19 protein-coding genes are annotated in these 22,677 nt (G+C 75.4%); 4 read left to right on the top strand and 15 right to left on the bottom strand.

Going from position 1 to position 22,677, the window contains the following annotated elements; translation table 11 throughout:
* Window positions 1-89: 89 nt before the first annotated feature.
* The 5 genes from IF83_RS0111255 to IF83_RS0111235 form a co-directional block, all read right to left on the bottom strand.
* Window positions 90-887 (bottom strand): type III pantothenate kinase, encoded by a 798-nt coding sequence (locus tag IF83_RS0111255; protein WP_030543960.1) that lies wholly within the window; start codon window positions 885-887, stop codon window positions 90-92.
* 6 nt (window positions 888-893) lie between these two features.
* Window positions 894-1,976: a carboxylating nicotinate-nucleotide diphosphorylase gene (gene nadC / locus IF83_RS0111250; RefSeq protein WP_037679453.1), complete on the bottom strand. Its 1,083-nt coding sequence runs from the start codon at window positions 1,974-1,976 to the stop codon at window positions 894-896.
* A complete protein-coding gene (locus tag IF83_RS0111245) occupies window positions 1,973-3,856 on the bottom strand; it encodes an L-aspartate oxidase (RefSeq protein ID WP_078843379.1) in 1,884 nt (627 codons plus the stop codon). Before IF83_RS0111245 ends, nadC begins: the two co-directional genes overlap by 4 nt.
* Before the next feature lie 178 nt (window positions 3,857-4,034).
* Window positions 4,035-5,147: a pantoate--beta-alanine ligase gene (gene panC / locus IF83_RS0111240; RefSeq protein ID WP_078843365.1), complete on the bottom strand. Its 1,113-nt coding sequence runs from the start codon at window positions 5,145-5,147 to the stop codon at window positions 4,035-4,037.
* On the bottom strand, window positions 5,144-6,055 hold the full coding sequence (locus tag IF83_RS0111235; RefSeq protein WP_030543956.1) for a Rossmann-like and DUF2520 domain-containing protein: 912 nt from the start codon (window positions 6,053-6,055) through the stop codon (window positions 5,144-5,146). The genes panC and IF83_RS0111235 overlap by 4 nt, the downstream gene beginning before the upstream one ends.
* Before the next feature lie 633 nt (window positions 6,056-6,688).
* On the opposite strand from IF83_RS0111235, the gene IF83_RS0111230 reads away from it, so the two are divergent.
* Entirely contained in the window at window positions 6,689-7,858 is a 1,170-nt protein-coding gene (locus tag IF83_RS0111230; RefSeq protein WP_030543955.1) for a threonine aldolase family protein, read from the top strand.
* Between the two features lie 336 nt (window positions 7,859-8,194).
* Here IF83_RS0111230 and IF83_RS0111225 read toward each other — a convergent pair whose 3' ends face one another.
* Both IF83_RS0111225 and IF83_RS0111220 read right to left on the bottom strand, forming a co-directional pair.
* The gene (locus IF83_RS0111225; protein ID WP_030543954.1) at window positions 8,195-8,866 is read right to left on the bottom strand and encodes a response regulator transcription factor; all 672 of its coding nucleotides are present in this window, start codon (window positions 8,864-8,866) and stop codon (window positions 8,195-8,197) included.
* 233 nt (window positions 8,867-9,099) lie between these two features.
* Window positions 9,100-10,296, bottom strand: coding sequence for a sensor histidine kinase (locus IF83_RS0111220; protein ID WP_030543953.1), 1,197 nt, complete (start codon window positions 10,294-10,296; stop codon window positions 9,100-9,102).
* A 282-nt stretch (window positions 10,297-10,578) separates the two neighbouring features.
* Here IF83_RS0111220 and IF83_RS35635 point away from each other — a divergent pair, with 282 nt between their 5' ends.
* Window positions 10,579-11,970, top strand: coding sequence for an SAM-dependent methyltransferase (locus IF83_RS35635; RefSeq protein ID WP_463607023.1), 1,392 nt, complete (start codon window positions 10,579-10,581; stop codon window positions 11,968-11,970).
* Between the two features lie 540 nt (window positions 11,971-12,510).
* On the opposite strand, the gene IF83_RS0111210 is transcribed toward IF83_RS35635, so the two are convergent.
* Both IF83_RS0111210 and IF83_RS0111205 read right to left on the bottom strand, forming a co-directional pair.
* The gene (locus tag IF83_RS0111210) at window positions 12,511-13,944 is read right to left on the bottom strand and encodes a PH domain-containing protein (protein ID WP_078843364.1); all 1,434 of its coding nucleotides are present in this window, start codon (window positions 13,942-13,944) and stop codon (window positions 12,511-12,513) included.
* Window positions 13,941-14,519 carry a PH domain-containing protein gene (locus IF83_RS0111205; protein ID WP_078843363.1) on the bottom strand — a complete coding sequence of 193 codons (579 nt, stop codon included), beginning with the start codon at window positions 14,517-14,519 and terminating at the stop codon, window positions 13,941-13,943. Before IF83_RS0111205 ends, IF83_RS0111210 begins: the two co-directional genes overlap by 4 nt.
* Window positions 14,520-14,561: 42 nt before the next feature.
* Between IF83_RS0111205 and IF83_RS0111200 the strand changes: the two genes are divergently transcribed.
* Window positions 14,562-15,704 (top strand): NADH-quinone oxidoreductase subunit D, encoded by a 1,143-nt coding sequence (locus IF83_RS0111200; protein ID WP_030543949.1) that lies wholly within the window; start codon window positions 14,562-14,564, stop codon window positions 15,702-15,704.
* 173 nt (window positions 15,705-15,877) lie between these two features.
* Here IF83_RS0111200 and IF83_RS0111195 read toward each other — a convergent pair whose 3' ends face one another.
* The 4 genes from IF83_RS0111195 to IF83_RS0111180 form a co-directional block, all read right to left on the bottom strand.
* Window positions 15,878-17,050: a coiled-coil domain-containing protein gene (locus IF83_RS0111195; RefSeq protein WP_030543948.1), complete on the bottom strand. Its 1,173-nt coding sequence runs from the start codon at window positions 17,048-17,050 to the stop codon at window positions 15,878-15,880.
* Window positions 17,051-17,114: 64 nt separating this feature from the next.
* Window positions 17,115-18,098 carry an ABC transporter substrate-binding protein gene (locus IF83_RS0111190; protein ID WP_030543947.1) on the bottom strand — a complete coding sequence of 328 codons (984 nt, stop codon included), beginning with the start codon at window positions 18,096-18,098 and terminating at the stop codon, window positions 17,115-17,117.
* On the bottom strand, window positions 18,095-18,847 hold the full coding sequence (locus tag IF83_RS0111185; protein ID WP_051722649.1) for an ABC transporter permease: 753 nt from the start codon (window positions 18,845-18,847) through the stop codon (window positions 18,095-18,097). Before IF83_RS0111185 ends, IF83_RS0111190 begins: the two co-directional genes overlap by 4 nt.
* A 4-nt stretch (window positions 18,848-18,851) precedes the next feature.
* A complete protein-coding gene (locus tag IF83_RS0111180; RefSeq protein WP_244176972.1) occupies window positions 18,852-19,691 on the bottom strand; it encodes an ABC transporter permease in 840 nt (279 codons plus the stop codon).
* 277 nt (window positions 19,692-19,968) lie between these two features.
* Between IF83_RS0111180 and IF83_RS0111175 the strand changes: the two genes are divergently transcribed.
* A complete protein-coding gene (locus IF83_RS0111175) occupies window positions 19,969-21,330 on the top strand; it encodes an ABC transporter ATP-binding protein (RefSeq protein ID WP_030543944.1) in 1,362 nt (453 codons plus the stop codon).
* Window positions 21,331-21,467: 137 nt separating this feature from the next.
* Here IF83_RS0111175 and IF83_RS35280 read toward each other — a convergent pair whose 3' ends face one another.
* Window positions 21,468-22,418 (bottom strand): zeta toxin family protein, encoded by a 951-nt coding sequence (locus IF83_RS35280; RefSeq protein WP_030543943.1) that lies wholly within the window; start codon window positions 22,416-22,418, stop codon window positions 21,468-21,470.
* Window positions 22,415-22,555 carry a hypothetical protein gene (locus IF83_RS33695; RefSeq protein ID WP_158711029.1) on the bottom strand — a complete coding sequence of 47 codons (141 nt, stop codon included), beginning with the start codon at window positions 22,553-22,555 and terminating at the stop codon, window positions 22,415-22,417. The genes IF83_RS35280 and IF83_RS33695 overlap by 4 nt, the downstream gene beginning before the upstream one ends.
* Between the last annotated feature and the right edge of the window lie 122 nt (window positions 22,556-22,677).

Here is a 22,677-nt window from a genome sequence, read left to right as displayed (position 1 = left end):
GCCGCCTCCGGGCGTGCCCCTGGGCTGTCCGCGCCGGCGCCCGCGCCCGCGGTCCGGGGCGGGCCGGTTCCCCGGCCGGGCCGGTTCTCTCAGGTGCGGGAGACGTTGCGTTCGTAGACGAGGCGGAGGCCGATCAGGGTCAGCCAGGGCTCGTGCTCGTCGATCACGGCCGACTCGCCGAGCACCATGGGGGCGAGGCCGCCGGTCGCGATCACGGTGACGTCGTCCGGGTCGTCCGCCAGTTCGGCGGCCATCCGGCTCACGACGCCGTCGACCTGGCCCGCGAAGCCGTAGAGGATGCCGGACTGCATGGCCTCGACGGTGTTCTTGCCGATGACGCTGCGCGGCCGGGCCAGCTCGATCTTGCGGAGCTGGGCGCCGCGCACCCCGAGGGCGTCCACGGAGATCTCGATACCCGGGGCGATCACCCCGCCCACGTACTCGCCTCGCACCGACACCGCGTCGAAGGTGGTGGCGGTGCCGAAGTCGACGACCACGCACGGGCCGCCGTAGAGCTCGACGGCCGCCAGGGCGTTGATGATCCGGTCGGCGCCGACCTCCTTCGGGTTGTCCATGAGGATGGGGACGCCGGTCTTGACGCCGGGTTCGACGAGCACGGCGGGCACGTCGCCGTAGTAGCGGCGGGTCACCTCGCGCAGCTCGTGCAGCACGGAGGGGACGGTGGAGCAGATCGCGATGCCCTCGATGCCGTCGCCGAGCTCGTCGCCGAGCAGCGGGTGCATGCCCATCAGGCCCTGCAGGAGCACGGCGAGCTCGTCGGCGGTGCGGCGGGCGTCCGTGGAGATCCGCCAGTGTTCGACGATGTCCTCGCCGTCGAACAGGCCGAGGACGGTGTGGGTGTTGCCGACGTCGATGGTGAGCAGCATCGTCTCTCACGCCTCCGCGCGGTCGTCGGCGGCGCCCGCCCCGGCACCGGAACCGGCCTGCGGCTCGTCGCGCAGGTCGAGACCGATGTCCAGGATCGGGGAGGAGTGGGTGAGCGCCCCGACGGCGAGGTAGTCGACCCCGGTCGCGGCGTAGGCGCGGGCGTTGTCGAGGCCGAGGCGGCCGGAGGACTCCAGCCGGGCCCGGCCCGCGACGAGGGCGACGGCCTCGCGGGTCTCCTCGACGCTGAAGTTGTCCAGCAGGATGAGGTCGGCGCCCTCGGCGAGCACCGGCTCAATCTGGTCCAGCCGGTCCACCTCGACCTCCACGGGCACGTCGGGGAACTCGCTCCGCACGGCCTTGAAGGCCGCCGCGACACCCCCGGCCGCGATCACGTGGTTGTCCTTGATGAGCGCCGCGTCCGACAGCGACATGCGGTGGTTGAGGCCGCCGCCGCAGCGGACCGCGTACTTCTCCAGGAAGCGCAGCCCCGGGGTGGTCTTGCGGGTGTCGCGGACGGCGGCGCCGGTGCCCTCCAGGGCGTCGGCCCAGGCGCGGGTGGCGGTCGCGATACCGGAGAGCCGGCAGAGGAGGTTGAGCGCGCTGCGCTCACCGGTGAGCAGATCGCGGGTGCGGGTGCGCACGGTCAGCAGCTTCTGGCCGGGCTCGACCCGGTCGCCGTCCATCACATGCCGTTCGACCTCGAACTCGTCGGTGCAGACGACCGACAGGATCGCCTCGGCGACGCGCAGGCCGGCGACGGTGCCCGCCTGGCGGGCGGTGAAGTCGCCGGTGGCGACGGCGTCCTCGGGGATCGTCGCGACCGTCGTCACGTCCACGCCGTGGTCGAGGTCCTCCTCGATGGCGACGTGGGCCAGATCCTCCACCTGGACGGGGTCGAGCCCGCCGAGGGCCAGCAGTTCGGCCAGCGCGGGATCGAGGCCGCACTCCAGGGGGTCCAGGTCGTAGCCCTCGCCGCCGTCGCCGCAGCCGCAGGAGTCGCCGCACCCGCCGCCGTCCGCCCCGGCGGAGGGGCCGCCGATCTGGAGCAGCGGAAGGTCCACGGGCTGCGGACGGTCAGGGGTGTTCACGAGTTGTCCCTTCGGGGTGGATCGTGCCGGACGGCCGGGGCGGCGTCGGCCCGGCAGGCGGGGCTGCGGGAGGCTCCGGGGGATTCCGCGCCGGGTCCGGCTCCGGCGCTCGCGCCGGGGCGTACGGGCGGGAAGTCTGCCGTGTCCGTGGAGGTGATCGCCAGTTCGGCGCCGGGCCCGAGGCGGGCGACGAGGTGCCGGCGCCAGCGCTCGTCGTCGCGGTCGGGGCGGTCCTCGCGCCAGTGGCAGCCGCGGGTCTCCTCGCGCTCGCGGGCGACCGCGATCAGGACCCGCGAGACCAGCAGCAGATTCGTGGCCTCCCAGCTCTCCACGCACGGCTCGGCGGTCTTGCCGTCCACACGCAGTTCGGCGGCGGCCGTGGCGTGCAGCCGCTCCAGGCCGTCGGCGGCGGCGGCGAGGCTCGCGGCGCTGCGGAGGACTCCGGCGCCGGCCGTCATGATGCGCTGGATCTCGTAACGGGCCTCGGGGACGAGGAGCGCGCCGCCGGGGGCCGCGTCGGGGACGGCCGCCGGGCCGCCGGGGGCGGTGCCGGTGCCGGTCTCCGCGGGGGCGGTCGCGGCGATGTCGGCGGCGATGCGTTCGGCGAAGACCAGGCCCTCCAGGAGGGAGTTGGACGCGAGCCGGTTCGCGCCGTGCACGCCGGTGCACGCGACCTCGCCGCAGGCGTAGAGGCCGGGAACGGTCGTCCGGCCGCGCAGATCGGTCCGCACCCCGCCACTGGCGTAGTGCGCGGCCGGGGAGACCGGGATCGGCTCCGTCACCGGGTCGATGCCGTGCGCCCGGCAGGCGGCCAGGATCGTCGGGAAGCGGTGCTCCCACATCTCGGCGCCGAAGTGGCGGGCGTCGAGGTACATGTGGTGGGCGCCGGTCTCGCGCATGCGGCGCATGATGCCCTTGGCGACGATGTCGCGGGGCGCCAGCTCGGCCAGTTCGTGCTGCCCCCGCATGAAGCGCACACCATCGGCGTCCACCAGATACGCGCCCTCGCCGCGGACCGCCTCCGACACCAGGGGCTGCTGTCCCTCCGCGGCGGGGCCGAGGAACAGCACGGTCGGATGGAATTGGACGAACTCCAGGTCGGACACCTCGGCGCCGGCCCGGAGCGCCAGCGCCACCCCGTCGCCGGTCGACACGGCCGGGTTGGTGGTCGCGGAGAACACCTGGCCCATGCCGCCGGTGGCGAGCACCACGGCGGGGGCGCGCACGGCGCCCACGCCGTCCCGCTGCCCCTCGCCCATGACGTGCAGGGTGACGCCCGCGGCGCGGCCCTCGGCGTCCTTCATCAGATCGAGCACGAGGGCGTTCTCGACCGTCTCGACACCCGCCTCGCGGACCGCCTCGACCAGCGCCCGGGAGATCTCCGCGCCGGTCGCGTCGCCGCCGGCGTGGGCGATCCGGCGCCGGTGGTGGCCGCCCTCGCGGGTCAGCAGTATCTCGCCGGTGCCGGCGTCGGTGTCGAACCGGGCGCCGCTGCCGATCAGCCGGCGTACGGCGTCGGGGCCCTCGGTGACGAGGGCGCGCACGGCCGTCTCGTCGCACAGTCCGGCGCCCGCGACCAAGGTGTCGTCCAGATGCTGCTCCGGGGTGTCGCCGTCGCCCAGGGCGGCCGCGATGCCGCCCTGGGCCCAACGGGTGGAGCCCGCGTCGAGCCGCGCCTTGGTGACGACGACGGTCTTCCGGCCGGCCGCCGCGCAGCGGAGGGCCGCGGTCAGCCCGGCGACGCCGGAGCCGACCACGACGACGTCCGCGTCGATGGCCCAGCCGGGGGCCGGGGCGGTCAGCGCGAGGGCCTCGGGGGCGGAGGGCTCGGTGGGGAGGGCGGGCCGGTCGGCCGGGGCGGTGCGGTCGGACTGGTGCATCTGGTGCGGGTGGTGGGGCCGCTGGACGTGGTGGGCCCGGTGGGGCTCGTGCGGCTCCTGGGCCCGCTGCTCGTGGTCCGGCGTGCTCACAGGGCGGCTCCGGACGGGCGGTGGGCGGCGGGCCGCCGGTCCGGGCGCCGGTGCGGCGTGCGCGAGGGACTCGTCGTGCCGGACAGGCTCATCGGGTGGCTCCGAACTGCAGGCGGATGTTGTCGATCAGACGGGTGGTGCCCACCCGGGCCGCCACGGCCAGCACGGCCTCACCCCGGTGGTCCGCCGGGACCTCGGTGAAGTCGGACGGGTCGACGAGAGCCAAGTAGTCCGTGACCAGCGGCGGTTGGTGCCCCGCCGCCTCGTCGAGCACGGCGCGGGCGGCGGCCCGTACGGCCTCCGGATCGGCGACCGGATCGGCGACCGGTCCCGGCTTCGGCCCACTGGACGTCGCCGACGGTCCCCGGTCCCCGGCCGGCGGGGCGGGCGCCGCGTCGGACGACGCAGTACCGGCCGCCGCGGACAGCCCCGCTCCCCGTCCCGCCGTCAGGGCGCGGGACAGCGCCAAGGCCGTGGCCCGCTCGGGCCCGGAGAGATAGCGGTTGCGGCTGGACAGGGCCAGCCCGTCGGGCTCGCGGACGGTCGGGACACCGGCGATCCGCACGGGGAAGTTCAGGTCGCGCGCCATGCGCTGGATCAGCGCGAGCTGCTGGGCGTCCTTCTCCCCGTAGAGGGCGAGGTCGGGGGCCGTCAGATGGAGCAGCTTGGCGACGACGGTCAGCATGCCGTCGAAGTGCCCGGGGCGGCTGGCGCCCTCCAGCCGTTCGCCCATCGGCCCCGCGGAGATCCGGACCTGCGGTTCCCCGCCCGGGTAGACCTCGTCGGCGGACGGCGCGAAGACGGCGTCGGCGCCCTCCCGTGCGGCGATGACGAGATCGGCGTCGAGGGTGCGCGGATAGCGGTCGAGGTCCTCACCGGCACCGAACTGGAGGGGATTGACGAACACGGTCACCACGACCTGGCCGTCCGGGCCGACCCGGTCGCGGGCGGTGCGGATCAGGGCGGCGTGCCCCGCGTGGAGGGCTCCCATAGTCATCACGACCGCGCGCTCGCCGCGCCGCGGCAGGGAGCGCAGCCCGGCCGCTGTGCGGATGAGTGCGGGCGCGGGCCCGTCGGCGGTGGCCGTGGTGGCCGCGTCCCGGTCGGCGGCCGTGCGGTCGGCCGTGCGGTCGGCCGTGCGGTCAACGCCGGTGTCCGGGGCGCCGGCCGGGCTCGTCGGCGTGTTCCGGTCGTCCGTCATCGGGTGCCTCCGTCCGCGAGCACGCCCAGCAGGTCTTCCGCCAGCTCCGGTTTCAGCAGGCCGGACGCCATGGCGCGGTCCGCCGTGGCGCGTGCCATGGCGAGATAGCCGGCGACGGTCTGCGGCGCGTGCTCGCGCAGCTCGGCGACGTGGGCGGCCACGGTGCCGGCGTCCCCCCGCGCGACCGGGCCGGTGAGGGCCGCGTCACCGGAGCGCAGGGCGTTGTCCAGGGCGGCGCCCAGGAGCGGCCCCAGCATGCGGTCGGGGGCGCTCACCCCGGCGGCGCGCAGCAATTCGAGCGACTGGGCCACCAGCGTGACGAGGTGGTTGGCGCCGAGCGCCAGCGCCGCGTGGTAGAGCGGGCGGGCCGGCTCCTCGATCCACTCGGGCTCGCCGCCCATCTCGATGACGAGGGCCTCGGCGGCGAGCCGCAGTTCCTCCGGCGCGGTCACGCCGAAGGAGCAGCCGGCCAGCCGCTGGACGTCGACGGCGGTGCCGGTGAACGTCATCGCGGGGTGGAGCGCCAGCGGCAGGGCCCCGGCGCTCCGGGCCGGGTCCAGCACGGCGGTGCCGTAGCGGCCGGAGGTGTGCACCAGGAGCTGCCCGGGACGGACGGCGCCGGTCTCCGCCAGCCCCTGGACGAGCCGGGGCAGGGCGTCGTCGGGAACGGTCAGCAGGACGAGCTCCGAACGGGCCAGGACCTGCGCCGGCGATACCAGGGGCACCTCGGGCAGCATGGCCGCCGCGCGGCGCACCGAGGCGTCGGAGACGCCCGAGACGGCGACCGGACGGTGCCCGGCGAGCCGCAGCGCGGCGGCGAGGGCGGGGCCGACGCGGCCCGCGCCGACGACCCCGACGGCGAGCCTGGCGGGGCGGTCCTTGGCCTCGGGGGGAGGGGGTGTGTTCACGGAATAACGGCCTTCCGTTCCAGTCCGCTGGCCCGGTTCGGGAGGGCCAGGGGCGGTACCGGACGTGTCCCGGCCAGCTTACGCGAGGACGGCCCGCCGCCTTTCCGCACTGTGCGCGGGGGCAGCCGCCCCGTCCCGGCCGGGCGCCGCCCCACCTCTGCCCGCTCCGGTCCTTCCCCTTCCGTCCCGCCCTGCTCCGTCCTGTCCGGGCCGCGCTCGGTCCGGGCCGCCCGCCGCCCCTCGCCGAACCGGAGCGCCCGAGCGGCCGCGGCCGGGGCGAGCGGCCTGCCGCCGTGGCCCGTTTCGCCGCCGGCCCGGCGACAGCCGCTTCCGCCGGTGACACGCGGGCCCGCCGGGCGAGGGCGGGACCGCCGGGGCGCTCGGCGCGGCCGTCCGGCGCGGCATCCTCCGGGAGGGGCCCCGGGAGCGGGCGACCGCACGGCGCGTGCTCCGCGCTCCGTCCGGGATCCGCCCTCGTCTTCGTCACCCCGAGTTGCCGCCGTCGTCCACGGCCTGCCGCTCCGGAGGCGGGCAACCGCACGCAGGACAGCCGGCACGGCCCGTCTCCGGCGGGAGCGGGGCGCGGCCCGCGCGGCAAGGGCGTACGGAAGGCCGGTGCGACATCATCGGCGCATGGCGTACGACACGAGCGATGAGGGGCGGGCCCGCCGGCTGGCCGCCTGGGGCGGGGCCCGCCGGAGGCTGGCGGAGGTCGCGCCGGCGGAGACCATCGGCGGCCGGCTGGCGCGGCTGGCCGCGGAGGCGTCCGCGGCGTACGACCTGACCGAGCGGACCGACGTCTACGGCGACGGGGTCGTGGAGGCCCTGGAGCGCCGGGTCGCCGGACTGCTGGGCACGGAGGCCGCCGCGTTCTTCCCGACCGGGACGATGGCCCAGCAGGTCGCCCTGCGCTGCTGGGCCGGCCGGACGGGGAACGCGGCCGTGGCCCTGCACCCGCTGGCGCACCCGGTGCGGCACGAGCGGGACGCCCTGGCGGTGCTGGCCGGTCTGCGGACGGTTCACCCGACGCAGGAGCCCCGGCTGCCCACGGCCGACGAGGTGCGCGCGCTGGACGAGCCGTTCGGCACGCTGATGCTCGAACTGCCGCTCCGGGAGGCGGGGTTCGTCCTGCCGTCCTGGGAGGAGCTGGAGGCCGTCACCGGGGCCGCGCGGGAACAGGACGCGGTGGTGCACTTCGACGGCGCGCGGATCTGGGAGTGCGCCGCCCATCTGGGCCGGGAGCTCCCGGAGATCGCGGCGCTCGCGGACAGCGTGTACGTGTCGTTCTACAAGTCGCTCGGCGGGCTCTCCGGGGCCGCGCTGGCCGGTCCGGAGGCGCTCGTCGCGGAGGCGAAGGCCTGGCGGCACCGGTACGGCGGGCAGCTCTACCAGCAGTGGCCGACGGCGCTCGGCGCGCTGGCCGGGCTGGACCGGGAACTGCCGAGGCTGCCGTCGTACGTCGCGCACGCCGGGGTCGTCGCGGGCGCGCTGCGCGACGGGCTGGCGGCCGCGGGGGTGCCGTGGTTCCGGGTTCATCCGGAGCCGCCGCACACGCACGAGTTCCAGGTGTGGCTGCCGTACCCGGCGGACGCGCTGACGGAGGCGGGGACCCGGCAGGCCGAGGAGACGGGGACGCTGCTGTTCCGGGCCTGGTGGGAGGAGCAGCGCGTCCCGGGCTTCGCGATGACCGAGGTGACGGTCGCGGGGCCGGGGCTGGAGTGGACGGCGCGGGACGTCACCGAGGCTGTCGCGGAGTTCCTGGGCTTCCTGGAGCGCGCGGAGCAGTCGACTTCCCGGCCGTGAACGGGCTCGAACGGGCTTGAACGGGCCGGGCCCGGGGCGCGAGCGGAGCGGGCCCGGGCGTCAACGGGCGTGAAGGGGCCGGGCCCGGGCGTCAACGGTCCGGGCCGGCTCCGCCGGCCGCGGGACCGGGGCGCCGCCCACCCCGCGCGCAAGGCCCGCCGTGCCCGCGGCGGCCGGCCGGCCCGTGGGGCTCCGTCCGGGGCCGGGGATGCCCGAGGCCGGGCGGGGTGCACCGGCCTGTGTCCGCCCCCCGCCCCCGCCCCGGTGGCGAGGGTCGCGCTTCCCCGCGGCGCCGACCGCGCTTCCCGGCCCGGGGGCGCGGCGCCCCCCCGTGCGCTACGGCATGCCGCCCGCGCGGACCAGGCCGGTCTCGTAGGCCAGGACGACGACCTGCACCCGGTCCCGCAGCTCCAGCTTGGTCAGGATGCGACCCACATGGGTCTTGACGGTGGCCTCCGAGAGCACCAGCCGGGCGGCGATCTCGCCGTTCGACTTGCCCTGCGCCACCAGCAGCATCACCTCGCGCTCGCGTTCGGTGAGCCTCCCGATGCGGCCCTTGGCGGGGACGTCGGCGGGGCCCGGCAGCAGGGGCGTGAAGCGGTCGAGAAGCCGGCGGGTGGTGCTCGGGGCGACGACCGCGTCCCCGCTGTGAACGGCCCGGATGGCGGACAGCAGTTCGGCCGGCGGCACGTCCTTGAGCATGAAGCCGCTCGCGCCGGCCTTGAGCGCGGAGAAGGCGTACTCGTCGAGGTCGAAGGTCGTCAGGATCAGCACCTTGGGCGCGTTCTCCCGGGCGCAGATCCGCCGGGTTGCCTCGACACCGTCCAGCCGGGGCATCCGGACGTCCATCAGGACGACGTCCGGAGCGGCCGGGCCGAGCACCTCCAGGGCCTCGGCTCCGTCACCGGCCTCGGCGACGACCTCCATGTCGGGCTGTGCCGCCAGCACCATGCGGAAGCCGGTGCGCAGCAGCACCTGGTCGTCGACGAGCATCACGCGGATGGACATGTGTTCCCTTTCGGAGGGGTGGGTCCTGCTGGAGCGGTGTCCGGGGCGAGGGGTGCGGGTGGGGATACGGGCGAGCGGCACCTGCGGGCAGTACCGGGCGAACGGTGACGCCAGGGCGGACGGCGACCGGGGACGGCGGCGGAGCGGCGGCCCGGGCGAGGCCGGCCACGCGGGCCCCGGCAACCGGAAGCCGGCCTCCGGCCGCATGGCGTCCCGCCGCATGACACCGGGTCTCAGCCCGCCGGTTTCAGCGGCAGCACCGCGCTGATCCGGAAGCCGCCCCCCGGTCTCGGCCCGGCGTCCAGCCGGCCCCCGACCATGCCGACGCGTTCCCGCATGCCGATCAGACCCTGGCCGAGCCCGTCCGTGCCGCCCTTCTCGTACACCTGCCGCTGCGCGCCCCTTCCGTCGTCCTCGACCAGCAGTTCGAGCTCGCTGTCGCCGTAGGTGAGGCGTACGGAGGCCCCGACGTCCGGGCCGCCGTGCTTGCGGGTGTTCGTCAGCGCCTCCTGGACGATCCGGTACGCGGTGAGCTCGACGCCGCTCGCCAGCGGGCGCGGCTTGCCGCCGACCCGGAAGTCGACCGGCAGCCCGGCGCCCCGCACCTGTTCGATGAGATCGCCCAGCTGCCGCACGTCCGGCTGCGGCACGTACTCCCCGCACTCGTCGCTCTCCCCCGTGCGCAGCACGCCCAGCAGCCGGCGCATCTCCGCGAGCGCCTGGCGCCCGGTGCCGGAGATGGTCTCCAGCGCCTGCTTGGCCTGCTCGGGGCTGGTGTCCAGGACGTAGGCCGCGCCGTCCGCCTGGACGACCATCACCGACACATTGTGTGCCACCACGTCGTGCAACTCCCGTGCGATCCGGGAGCGTTCGGCGGCCACGGCCATCTTGGCCTGCGCCTCGCGCTCCTTCTCGAGCCGGGCGGCGCGCTCCTCCAGCTGGGCGTAGTAGGCGCGGCGGGTGCGGACCGAGTCGCCGAGCACCCAGGCGAGGGCGAACGGGACGGTCATGAAGATGACGACGATCACGAACGGGCCCTCGGGCCCCTGCGGGGGCCAGCGGAGGTTGTAGACCGCCGGTGCCGCGAGCCCCGCGGCGAGAGCGAACCGGGAAGCCCAGCGCGCCCCGTTGGCGGCGACGGTGTAGACGATCACGAGCATGCCGAAGTCGGCCGGGTTCTGCCGGATGTCGGTGAGGAGCTGCACCACGCCCGCTCCGGTGGCGATCAGCAGCATCAGCTCCGGCGCCCGGCGGCGCAGGGCGACCACCGTGCACAGCGCGGCGATGACGAGGATCCCGGCGAAGCGCCGTGCGGGATCGCCGGCCGTCTCCTCCGCGACCCACAGCCCGCCGAGCATCAGCAGGATGGCGGCCCAGAAGGTGTCGACACCCGTCGGGTGCCTGCGGAGGAAGTCGTAGAGACGCTGCACGTAACCCAGCGTAGGGACGGCCGGTAGGTGTAGGGGTCAACCGGACGGCCGATCCTCGGTTCCCGGGCCTACTCCCCAAGGTGGACACATCACCCATCACCGGCGTCCCGCGAGCCCGCATACCGTGGCCGGGTGACGAGCGAGGGCATGCACGACCAGGGCAGCGGCGGTGACGGTATCGGCGACGACATCCGCGACGGTGGCGGGGGCGGGGGGCGGCGCGCGGGCGGGGACGGCACGGAGGGCGCGGGCCGCGGGGCGGGGCGCCGGGATGCCCGCGCACTGCGGGAGCGGCGGGAGCAGCGGGAGCAGCACAGCCCGCAGCGTCCGCAGAGCCCAGGAAGCCCGGAGAGCTCACAGAGCCCGCAGAGCCCGCAGGGGTGGCGGCAGGCCGCCGAGCGGGCGCTCTACGAACCGGGCGGCGGCTTCTACCTGCGCGAGCGGCCCGCGAGCCACTTCCGCACCTCCGTCCATGCCTCGCGGCTCTACGCCGACGCGGTGGCGGAGCTGCTGGCGCGGGTGGACCGCGCGCTGGGGCGGCCCGCGGAGCTGGCGCTGGTGGACGTCGGCGCGGGGCGGGGCGAACTGCTCACCGGGGTCCTCGCGGCCGTTCCACCGGCCCTGGGCGCGCGGCTGCGTCCGTACGCCGTGGAGCGCGCCGCGCGCCCCGGCGGGCTCGACCCGCGGATCGTCTGGCGGCGGGAACTCCCCTCCCCCGGCGAGGGTCTGCGGGGCCTGCTGTTCGCCAACGAGTGGCTGGACAACGTCCCGGTCGATGTGGCCGAGACGGACGCCCGGGGAACCGCGCGGCTGGTCCTCGTCGGCCGGGACGGGCGGGAGGAACCCGGCGAGCCGGTCGGCGGACACGACGCGGAGTGGCTGCGCCGGTGGTGGCCGCCGGACCCCGTACCGGGCTCGCGCGCGGAGATCGGTCACCCGAGGGACACCGCCTGGGCCCGGGCCGTGCGCGCGCTGGACGGCGGGCTGGCGGTGGCCGCCGACTACGCCCACACGCGGGCGTCACGGCCGCCGCTGGGCACGCTCACGGGCTTCCGGAACGGCCGCGAGGTGCCGCCCGTGCCGGACGGTTCCTGTGACATCACGGCCCATGTCGCTCTGGACGCCTGTGCGGAGGCGGGGCGGAGGGCGGCCGCGGAGAGGGGCGCGCGGCCTGCCGTACCGGAGAGCGGGCTGGAGCCGGGGCCCGAGGACGGGCGGGGCTCCGGACAGAACACCGCACCGGCCTCGGGGCAGGACTCCGCGCAGAGGCCCGCGGAAACCTCCGGTCGGAACTCCGCACGAGGTCCGGGGCCGCATTCCGCAGGAGACTCGGGACCGCACTCCGCGCGGGGCTCGGGCCGGGACTCCGCGCGGGGCTCGGGGGCGGCGTCCAACGATCCCGTGCTGCTGACCCAGCGGGAGGCGCTGCGGGCGCTCGGCCTCAGCGGGGCCAGGCCGCCGCTCGCCCTCGCATCGCGGGATCCGGCCGCGTACGTCCGGGCGTTGAGCCGGGCCGGCGAGGCGGCGGAGCTCACCGACCGGTCCGGCCTGGGGTCGTTCGGCTGGCTGTTGCAGCCCATCGGCATCGCGCTGCCGGCGGAGCTGACGGCCGGCGGGGCGGCGGACGAGGCAGGAAGCGCGCCCCCGGGACGGCCCGGCCGGTTCCGGACGTGACGGCGCCGGGCCGGGGCGGAGTACCCCCGGAGCCAAGCGCGGGGCAGCTCCGGAGCCCGGGTGCGGAGCAACCCTCCGGGGCCGGGTGCGGCGGCCCGGGGCGAGCACGGAACGACCCCCGGGCCGAGCACCCAACGCCCCGCGGCCGAGGGCGGAACCGCCCCGGCCCCCGGGAGTTCCTCGGCCGTCACCGGAGTCAGGGACTCACGGGGCGACCCGCGGGCCGAGGAGGGAACACCTTTTGGGCAGGGCCCGGGTCACCCCCCGGAATCGGGCCCGGGGCAGCCCCCGAAACGGGGTGCGGGGCAGCCCCGGGGCCGGGTGCGGGGCAGCCCCGGGGCCGGGCGCGGAGCAACCCTCCAGCCGGGCGCGGAGCAACCCCTCAGCCGGGCGCGGAGCCCTCGGGGCCCGGCGCCGAGCCCCGGGCCGAGCGCGGAACATTCCCTGCGCCGAACGCCCAAAACGCCCGCGTCCAGGCGCGGAACAGCCCCGGACCGGGCACGGGGCGACCCCGGGCCCGGCGCGCCGCGCCGGGGTCCGTCAGCGTCCCGTCATCCAGCGGTCCGGCAGGGCCTCGCGGCGGCCCGTGCGTGAGCGGTCGGCCTGGGCGCGGATGACGGCCCGTGCCTCGGCGGCGTCGCGGAGCCGGGCCGCCACCGACTTGTTGGCGCCGGTGTCGACGATCACGTCGGCCAGCCCGCGCGCCCGCGTCCACGGCCCCTGGCGCAGCCGTACGCTCTGCACCTTCGCGTGCGGTACGAGCGACAGCGTGCGGCTCACCAACCCCTGCCGGGCCGCGAACACTGGTCCCCCGGCCGTGAATCCGTAACCCCGCCACCACAGCGGTACGCACCAGCGCGCCCGGCGCGGCACCGGGCGCAGCGCGCCGGCCACCGCCGGGACGTCCACTCCCGGTAGCACGCGCGCGATCACCATCGCCGCGGTGTCCCGGTCCGCCACGGGCAGCAGCACGGTGTTCTTCGAACCGGCGACGTCGAGTTCGACCCGGACCCAGCCGCGCCGCCGCCACAGCAGCGGTTCGACGATCCGTACGGTCTGCACGCGCCCCGGCGGCACCGTCTCGTGGGCCCGGTCCAGCAGTCCGTGGTCGAGCCGGAGCCCGTCGGGGGACTCGCCCACCGTCCAGTCGTACTCGGTGATGTACCGGCCCGCGCTCGCCGCCCAGAACGCGCCCATGGAGGGGATGGCCGCCGCCAGGGCCGGCCAGGGGCTGCCGCTGAACGCCCAGATCACCGCCGTGACGCCGGCCGCGGCGGCGAGGCCCGCCCAGACCCCGGCGAGCAGCAGGATCGCCACCGCGAGGGTCCGGGGGTGCACGCGCGCCAGTTGCCGGGCGGGCGCCTCGCCGACGTCCCGCGCGGACTCCGGGGCGATACCCGCCGCGCGGGCCAGCAGCTCGGCGCGCAGCTCCCGGGCCTCCTTGTTGCCCAGGAACGCCAGTTCGTCCTTGGCGTCGGTGCCGATGACGTCCAGCTTGAGCTTGGCGACGCCGATGACGCGGGCGAGCAGCGGCTGCGTGACGTCCACGGCCTGCAGCCGGTCGAGCCGGATGTGCGCGGTGCGGCGGAACAACAGGCCGGTACGGATGCGCAGTTCGGTGTCGGTGACCGCGAAGTGGGTGAACCACCAGCTGAGGAAGCCGTAGGAGGCGGCGGCCGGGACGACGACCAGCAGGCCGAGGAGGGCATGGGTCAGGGTCAGCGCGCTGATCCACTTCTGCGCCTGGTCGAGATCGTGGACGACCCATCCGACGGCGATGGCGATCGGTGCCCAGGCCCGGCGCAGCGGGGTGACGGGGTGGAGCCGGCGCTCACCGGGAGCGGTGCCGCCGGGGGGCGTCCCGCTGCCGTCCCGCTCCGGTCCGGGACCGGTGGACCGTCCGGACCCGGAGCTCGGTGCGGACCCGGGGCCCGGTGCGGAGTCGGGGCCCGGGCCCGCGCCGGTGGCGGTCACAGGCCCGCCGATCGGGCCTGGCCGAGTTCGGTGAGCCGGTCGCGCAGCCGCGCGGCCTCCGACGGCAGCAGACCGGGGATACGGGCGTCGGTGGCGGCCGCGGCGGTGTGCAGCTGCACGCTCGCCAGGCCGAAGTGCCGTTCCAGGGGCCCGGAGGTGACCTCCACGAGCTGCATCCGCCCGTACGGCACCACGGTCAGCTCACGCCACAGCACGCCCCGGCTGATCAGCAGGTCGTCCGCCCGCTCGGCGTAGCGCCAGGAACGCCAGTTCCGTTCGAGCAGCCACCAGCCCCAGCCGCCGAGCAGCACCGGCGGTACGGCGAAGAGGGCCCAGACGGGCCCGGCGGTGAACCACAGCAGCGCGCCGAGCCCGGCGCTCAGCACCGGCACCGTCGCCGCGAGGACGAAGCGGCGCAGCCGCAGCAGTCCGCGCGGCAGACCCGTCCAGTCGGCGTCGATACCGGCCCCCGTGCCGTCGTCCGCCGTGCCGGCCGCCTCGCGCGCGTCACCGGTGCCGCCGCTCCCGGCCGCGTCCGCGTCCGTTCCCCGGCCCGTGCCCGTCCCCGTGTCCATGCCCCCAGCCTAGGCGGACGCCGCAACTGCCAGACTGTTCCCATGACGGAGACGACAGTCGGGATCGGCGGCGCGGCGGAGAGCACGGACATGGTGCTCAACATCGGCCCGCAGCATCCGTCCACGCACGGAGTGCTGCGCCTGCGCATCGTGCTGGACGGGGAACGCATCCTCTCCGCCGAGCCGGTCGTCGGGTATATGCACCGGGGCGCGGAGAAACTGTTCGAGGCGCGCGACTACCGCCAGATCATCGTGCTCGCCAACCGGCACGACTGGCTCTCGGCGTTCTCGAACGAACTGGGCGTGGTGCTCGCCGTCGAGCGCATGCTCGGCATGGAGGTGCCCGAGCGGGCCGTGTGGACGCGGACGCTGCTGGCCGAGCTGAACCGGGTGCTGAACCATCTGATGTTCCTCGGCTCGTACCCGCTCGAACTCGGCGGGATCACCCCGGTGTTCTACGCCTTCCGGGAGCGCGAGGACCTGCAGGCGGTCATGGAGGAGATCTCCGGCGGCCGGATGCACTACATGTTCAACCGGGTCGGCGGGCTCAAGGAGGACCTGCCGGCGGGCTGGACGGGCCGGGTCCGGGAGGCCGTGGCCTCCGTGCGGTCCCGGATGAGCGACTACGACGACCTGGTGCTCGGAAACGAGATCTTCCGCGGCCGCACCCGCGGCGTGGGCGTGCTGTCGCCCGAGGCGGTGCACGCCTACGGGATCAGCGGGCCCATCGCCCGCGCCTCCGGGGTGGACTTCGACCTGCGCCGCGACGAGCCGTATCTGGCCTACGGCGAGCTGGGCGACGTCCTTAAGGTGGTCACCCGGGACGAGGGCGACTGCCTGGCCCGCTTCGAATGCCTGCTGGAGCAGACCCATGTCGCGCTGGACCTGGCCGACGCCTGTCTGGACCGGCTCACCGCGCTGCCGCCCGGGCCCGTCAACCTGCGGCTGCCGAAGGTGCTGAAGGCCCCGGAGGGCCACACCTACGCCTGGACGGAGAACCCGCTCGGGCTGAACGGCTACTACCTGGTTTCCAAGGGCGAGAAGACGCCGTACCGGCTGAAGCTGCGCTCGGCCTCGTTCAACAACATCCAGGCGCTGGCCGAGCTGCTGCCGGGGACGCTCGTCGCGGACATGGTGGCGATCCTGGGGTCGCTGTTCTTCGTCGTCGGCGACGTCGACAAGTAGCCGCGCCCGCCGGGCGGGACGGCGGCCGTGCCCGACCCTGCTGTCACAACGGCACCGCCGCCCCGGTGGAAGCGCCGGGGCGGCGGTGATGCCTGTGTGGTGTGTGCGTGGGGCGGGTGCGTGTGCCTCCGGCGGCCCCGGCGGGGCTCCGGCGCGGGGCGCCGTGCGGCCGCTCAGGAGGAGTGGGCGCGCAGCTCCTGCAGGTCGAGCTGTTCCGTCTCGTCGTGCTCGGTGAGGTCGATGACCTCGTTCCGGTTCTGCGTGTGCTCCGGCTCCTCGGCCTCCGGGCGTGCGGCGGTCCGGCCGTCCTGCTGCTTCCGGGAGAGCGGCTGCGGTCGTCCGGGCTTCCCGGACTGCCCGGACTGCCCGGATCCCCCGGCCTGCGCGGGCTGCTCGTCCCGCGCCGCCGGCTCGCCCCGGCCCGCCTGCCGCGCCTCGTGCTCGGCGAACGCCTCGGCGCCGACCACATCGGCCAGGTCCTCCTCGGGGGCGACGGCCGTCAGCTCCGGGCGCTGCCGTGCCGCCCGCTCCGACTGCGTGCCGAAGAAGTCGAAACCGCCCTCGGTGCGCGGTGCGCTGCCGCGCCGCGGCTCGTACGGCACCACGGCCGCGGCGGCCGGCATCGCGTGCTGTTCCCGCGGCGCGGGGGTGCTGGGGGCGGCGGCCGTACGGTCACCGCCGTCGTTCCCGGCGGCCGCCGCGTGCTTCCCCCGGGGCTCGTCCGCCTCACCCCGGCCGGCCTGCTCGGCCTCCCGCCTGCGGGCCGCCAGGACCGTGCGCTCGGCCTGCTGGCGGGCGCCGTTGCGGGCCAGCCGCCGCAGCGCCTCGGAGGCCCGGAGGTAGGCCGCCGGGGACGGGGCGCCGTCCCCTCCGAGGGCGGGCCTGGCCGGTCCGGCCTCGATGGCGAGCAGCCGGCGCCCCTCCAGGGCACTGGCCCGTTCGGTCTCGGCGGTGGCGTAGCGGCGCAGCAGCCCGGCGTGCTCGTTGCGGAGCCGGGCCAGCTCGGTGCGCTTGGCGCGCAGCTTGGCCTCCAGCTCCGCGCGGAGCTCGCGGAACTCCTCGACGTCCGACTCGAGTTCGGCGATCCGCTCCTCGGCGCGCCACTCGTCGCGCGTGCGGGCCCGGTGGAGGTCGGCGACCTGCTTGCCGGCGGCCCGGTCCCAGGCGCGCATGAGCACCGCGCCGGTGACGGCGGCGGCCGCCGCGGCCACGACCAGCAACCGGAGCGCCACCGGATCGTCGGTGAGCAGGGCGCCGACGGCACAGGCGGCCGAGACACCGATGACGGTCGACGGGGGCAGAAGCCGGTGCAGGGGTGGCGAATGGCGGTGGCGTCCACGTGGCATGGCCAGAAACTTACCGTGCGCCTGACGTAGATGGGGACCGCGGCGGCAATCTGTTTTCCGCCGGTTACGTGTCAAGCAGCCCTTTGGACTTGAGGTAGTCGGCCGCCACATCCGCGGGCTTCTCCCGGTCCGCGTCGACGCGGCGATTGAGTTCGACGAGATCATCGGTGGAGAGGGTGTCGGTGAGCCGGCCGAGCGCGGTCTCGATGTCCTTGCCGCCGGCGTCCTCCGCGTTCACCACGGGGAGCACATTGTCGGCGTTCTGCAGTCCCTTGTCGTCGGCGAGCAGGACCAGCCCGAATTCCTCCAGCGTGGCGTCGGTGGTGGTGGTCAGCACCATCTGGTCGGTGCCGTCCTTGACCGCCTGCTTGGCCTGCGGGGTGCCGACGCCCTTGGGGTCCACGGCGGTGATGTCGATGCCGTACGTCTTCTCCAGGCCGGGCCGGCAGAAGGGGCGGATGTCGCACTCGTCGCCCGCGGCGAGCCGGACGGGCTTCCCGGAATCGCCCAGATCCGAGAGCGTTTCAAGATCGTTCTCTTGCGCGAATTCCTTCGTGACGGCGAAGGCGTTCTGGTCCACGGCTTCACCCGCACGGAGTACCTTCAGACCGCGCGGACCGGCGAGCTTCTTCAGCGCGGCGACGGTCTCGCCGACATCGCTGGAGGCGACGGGCTCGGCTTTCGGGCCGTTCTCCTTGGCGTTGAGGAATTCGGCGAGCGTGGCCGCGTATTCCGGCACGACATCGATCTCGCCCTTCTCCAGCGCCGGTTCGTACAGCTCCCGGTTCTTGAGGGTCTTGACCGTGGTGTCGTAACCGGCGTCCGCCAGCAGCGCCGCGTACAGCTCGGCCATGAGCGCGGACTCCGTGAAACCGGCTGAGCCGATCACCAGCGAGCCCTTGCCGGAGCCGGAGCCGCCGGTGCCGCCGCCGCCCTTCTCCTCCAGGCTCGCGCCTCCGCAGCCGGTCAGCCCCGCCGCCAGGACGGCGAGGCCGGCGGCCGCGGAGAGGACGCGGGGGAAGCGGGCGGAGCGCGCGATTCTGCTCATCGGGACACCTTTCGGTTCGGACGGGGGTGCTTCGTGGATGCGTTACGGGATGCGGAACGGGGTGAGGGGAACCGGGGCGCGGAGCCTCTGTGCCGGAGCGGGTCGAGCAGCCACTGCGCGAGTGCGAACACCGCCTCGACGGCCAGCGCCAGCGCGGCGACCAGCAGCGCCCCGGCCACCACTTGCGGGGTGCTGTAGGTGTTGAACCCGGCCGTGATGATCCGTCCCAGCCCGCCGCCGCCCACCAGCCCGGCGAGGGTGGCCGTGGCGACGACCTGGATCGCCGCCGAGCGCACCCCGGTCATGATCAGTGCGAAGGCCAGGGGCAGTTCCACCCGGGCGAACAGCTGGCCGCCGGACATCCCCATCCCGCGCGCGGCCTCCACGACGTCCCCGTCCGCCTCGCGCATTCCGACGTAGGCGTTGGTCAGCAGCGGCGGCACCGCGAACAGCACCAGCGCGAGGACCGTCGGCAGGTCGCCGTGGCGCCCCAGCGGCGTGAGCGTGAGCAGCACCAGCACCGCGAACGTCGGCACCGCGCGCCCCGCGTTGGAGAGGTTGACCGCGAGCGCGCCGCCCCGCCCCCGGTGTCCCAGATACAGCGCCACGGGCAGCGCGACGGCGGCGGCGAGCCCGAGGCTCACCGCCGTCAGCCACAGATGCTCGGTGAGCCGCCGCCCGGCGCCCGCCTCACCCGCCCAGTGCGCCGGGGTGGTCAGCCAGGCCCAGGCCTCCGCCAGTACACCCACGCGCTCAGCCCGCCTTCCGGTCGGCTGGGGCGGCGGAGGAGGCCGAGGCGGCCGAGGCGGCCGGAGGATCGGACGCCGGAGCCGTGTCGGCGGCGGAGGACAGCACGGCACCGCGCCGCCGCGCCGACGCCCCGGCGGACCGTATGTGCCGCGTCCACGGCGTCAGCAGCCGCTGCGCCCCGAGCAGCAGCACGTCCGCCAGTACGGCGAGCACCACACAGATCACCGAGGCGGTCAGCACCTGCGCCCTGAAGAAGCTGTCCAGGCCCGCGTACAGCAGATTGCCCAGGCCTCCGTGGCCTACGATCGCCCCGACCGTCGTCAGCGACACGGCGGAGACCGCCGCGATCCGCAGTCCCGCCATCAGCGCGGGCAGCGCGAGCGGTAACTCCACCTCGAACAGCAGCCGCGCCGGACCGTATCCCATCCCGCGCGCCGCCTCGCGGGTGCCGGCGGGGACGGCGTCGAGGCCGGCCAAAATGTTCCGCACCAGCACCGTCAGCGAGTACAGGGCGAGCCCTGTCACCACCACCGACGCCGACAGCCCGAACACCGGCATGAGCAGGGCGAACAGGGCGAGCGACGGAACGGTGTAGAGGACGGTCGTGAGCCCCAGCACCGGGCCGGCCAGCCCGCGCCACCGGCGGACCAGCAGCGCCAGCGGTAACGCGGCCAGCAGACCGAGCACGACCGACAAAGCCGCGATCAGCACATGCTGCGCCGTGGCGTCCAGCAACTCCTGGGCGCGGCTGCGGAGATACTCCCCGCAGATCCATTCGTTCGCCGTCAGGCAGCTCTGATCGCCCTGGCCACTCTGCGCGCTCTGCCAGCTCCGACCACTCACGACCGGTCCCCCTCGCGGTGCGTTGTCAGCCGTTCCCTCGCGTTGTCTCCCCGCGCGTCCGTCCCCGTTGTGCCCGTGCCCCGTGCCCCGCGCCGTGTGCGCCGTGCGCGGTGCCGCGTCACGGTGTTCTCCTGCTCGCTGTGCGGCGACCCTATCCCCCGGATCTGACATCCCCCCGGGGAAACGGCGCCGCGCCGGTACCGTGGGAGCACCGAATCCGGTGGCGGGCGGGCGGCGCCCGGCCGGGGAGCCGGAGCCGTCGTCCGGAGGGGGACCGTTGATCCGCTTCGAGCAGGTGACCAAGCGCTATCCCGACGGTACGACCGCCGTGAACGATCTCTCCTTCGAGGTCGCGGAGGGTGAACTCGTCACTCTCGTCGGCCCGTCGGGCTGCGGCAAGACGACCACCATGAAGATGGTCAACCGGCTGATCGAGCCCACCTCCGGCCGGATCCTGCTGGACGGTGAGGACATCGCGGCGGCCGACCCGGTGCGGCTGCGCCGCCGCATCGGCTACGTCATCCAGCAGGTCGGCCTCTTCCCGCACCGCACCGTCCTCGACAACACCGCCACCGTGCCGCGCCTGCTCGGCCGGCCGCGGAAGGCGGTCCGCGAGCGCGCTGCCGAACTCCTCGACCTCGTCGGCCTGGACCCGGCCGTGTACGGCGACCGCTATCCCGACCAGCTCTCCGGCGGGCAGCGGCAGCGCGTCGGAGTCGCCCGCGCGCTGGCCGCCGACCCGCCCGTGCTGCTGATGGACGAGCCGTTCGGGGCCGTCGACCCGGTCGTCCGCGAGCGGCTGCAGAACGAGTTCCTCAAGCTCCAGGCGACGCTGCGCAAGACGGTTCTCTTCGTCACCCACGACCTGGAGGAGGCGGTCCGCCTCGGCGACCGCATCGCGGTCTACGGGCACGGAACGATCGAGCAGTTCGACGCCCCGGCCGCCGTGCTGGGCGCCCCGGCCACCGAGTACGTCGCCGGCTTCGTGGGCGCGGACCGCGGGCTGAAGCGGCTCTCCGTCACCCCCGTCGAACCCGGTGACCTGGAGCGGCCGCCCGTCGTCCGCCTCGACGACCCGCTCGGTACGGCCGTGCGCCGGCTGACGGCGGAAGGCGCGCGCTGGGCGGTCGTCCTGGACGAGGCGGGACGGCTCCACGGCTGGCTGCCGGCCGACGCGGCCCGGGCGGGAGCGGCCGCCGCCGGGGCCGGGACGGGGACAGATGCCGGAGCCGGGACGCGGACAGATGCCGGAGCCGGGACGCGGGCGGATGCCGGGGCCGGGGCACAGGCCCGTACAGGGCCGGGGGCGGGGACCGAAACCGGGGCCGGACCAGGGGCCGGCGCGGAGCACGGCACTGCCGGGCAGCGGCACCCGCACGGGCACGGGCCGGGCGCCGGCACCGTCCGGCAGCACACCCGCCGGATGGAGGCGTGGCTTCCGGTCGGCTCCTCGCTCAAGCAGGCGTTCGCCACCATGCTCCAGCACGACGCCGGCTGGATCGCGGTCCTGGACGGCGACCACTTCCTGGGCGTCCTCACCCCGGCCCGGCTCCACGAGGCCCTGCGCCGCTCGATCGGCGCGGACGCGAACGCGCTTCCGCGCACCGAGGTCTCCGTGGACACCGTGCCCGACCGCTGACCGAGCCCGCGCCCGGCTCCCGGGCCCGTCCACCCCCGCCGCGGGGGAAGCCGGCGTCGCGGCCCCGACGGGGGCCGGGTCGCCCCGGGGCCGGACCGCCACGATCCGGATCACGCCCACCGGGACCGCCCCCGCGCTCAAGTGCCGCGCGCCGGTCCGTCCTCCCTCGCCCGCGCCGCCGTCACACCGTGCGAGCCTGCGGCCGATGCGACCGGCACACCGCTGACCGGCGCCAGGTCCGTCACCCCGACCTCACGGGCGAGGACCCGGATCTCCCGCAACTGCGGGCGGAGATCGGCGGGAAGGACCCGGCTCAGACGGCCGAACCGCTCCCGCAGCCAGTCCGCCCGCTCCCGGTCCAGCGGACGCGTCCGCTCCCGCTCCAGCGCCTCCCGGGCCCGCGCGGGGGCCTTCCACCGGCCGTCCGGGCCGAGGGCGTTCTCGTGGACGATGCCGCCGCCCCAGCGGTGCAGCCGGACCGCGTCCAGGAACTTGCGCTCGTCCACACCCCGAAGGGTCCTGGGGATACCCGCGTACGCCTTGTCGTGCATCTCCGTGGCGACCAGGCGGCCGTGCAGCGACAGTTCCCGCATCTCCTGGTAGCGGACGAGGTTCGCCGTCCTGCTGATCGCCGCCGGAACGGCCATGACGTCGGCCTCGGTGACGTAACCCAGCCCGCGGAACTCCACCGCTTCGCGCTCGGTGGAACCGCCGCCCATGTGGCCCTCGCGGATGATGTTGAGCCGCTCCTCCTTGGCCAGCCGGATCAGAGCCCGCATCCACAGATAGGCGTCGCCGCTCACCCGTTGGGCAGCCGTCCGGTCGTCAGCGGCGAGAAGTCCGGCGTAGTCCGGATGGTCGGCCAGCAGGGCGTCGAAGTCCGCGATCACCCCGCCCTCCTCCCCCAGCCTCGCCAGAGCGGTGCGCTGCCCGGTGGTCTTGCTCGACGCGGCCTGGCCTCCGATGAAGACGATGCGCGGCCGCTCGGGGCGGAGCACCCCCTCCAGTGCGCGGGGAGCGATCACTTCCTCGAAGATCCGCCGGTTCTCGCTGTCCGGCAGCTTCCACTTGTTCGCCTCGTCGCTCACGCCGTCCCCCGTCGCAGCTCCGCTATGAGCTCCCGTACCTCACCGGTGAACCGCGCGACGCCCGCCCGGTCCGCCGGGTCCAGCGCGCGCAGCTCTCGTGTCCGGGCTTCCCGGACCTCCGCCCAGTGGCGGACCACCCGGGGTCCTCACCCTCCCCGGAGCTCGCGCGCAGAGCAGAGTGCGCAGAGCTGGTGCAGCACCTCCCCCGCCACTTCGTAGTCGGTGCTCTCGTCCGGGCGCCATCGCGTCGTAACCGCCC

Origin of the sequence: Streptomyces albus subsp. albus, assembly GCF_000719865.1 — a bacterium.
In the GTDB taxonomy this organism is placed as follows: domain Bacteria; phylum Actinomycetota; class Actinomycetes; order Streptomycetales; family Streptomycetaceae; genus Streptomyces; species Streptomyces albus_E.
Note: the sequence above shows the minus strand (reverse complement) of the source record. Positions and strands in the feature narration are given on the sequence as shown.

Bases quoted from the DNA above. Each gene is read 5' to 3' on its own strand.
- IF83_RS0111255 (WP_030543960.1), bottom strand. From the start codon at position 887: ATGCTGCTCACCATCGACGTCGGCAACACCCACACCGTCCTCGGCCTG.
- IF83_RS0111245 (WP_078843379.1), bottom strand. From the start codon at position 3,856: ATGCACCAGTCCGACCGCACCGCCCCGGCCGACCGGCCCGCCCTCCCC.
- panC (WP_078843365.1), bottom strand. From the start codon at position 5,147: ATGACGGACGACCGGAACACGCCGACGAGCCCGGCCGGCGCCCCGGAC.
- IF83_RS0111230 (WP_030543955.1), top strand. From the start codon at position 6,689: ATGGCGTACGACACGAGCGATGAGGGGCGGGCCCGCCGGCTGGCCGCC.
- IF83_RS0111225 (WP_030543954.1), bottom strand. From the start codon at position 8,866: ATGTCCATCCGCGTGATGCTCGTCGACGACCAGGTGCTGCTGCGCACC.
- IF83_RS0111205 (WP_078843363.1), bottom strand. From the start codon at position 14,519: ATGGACACGGGGACGGGCACGGGCCGGGGAACGGACGCGGACGCGGCC.
- IF83_RS0111200 (WP_030543949.1), top strand. From the start codon at position 14,562: ATGACGGAGACGACAGTCGGGATCGGCGGCGCGGCGGAGAGCACGGAC.
- IF83_RS0111195 (WP_030543948.1), bottom strand. From the start codon at position 17,050: ATGCCACGTGGACGCCACCGCCATTCGCCACCCCTGCACCGGCTTCTG.
- IF83_RS0111190 (WP_030543947.1), bottom strand. From the start codon at position 18,098: ATGAGCAGAATCGCGCGCTCCGCCCGCTTCCCCCGCGTCCTCTCCGCG.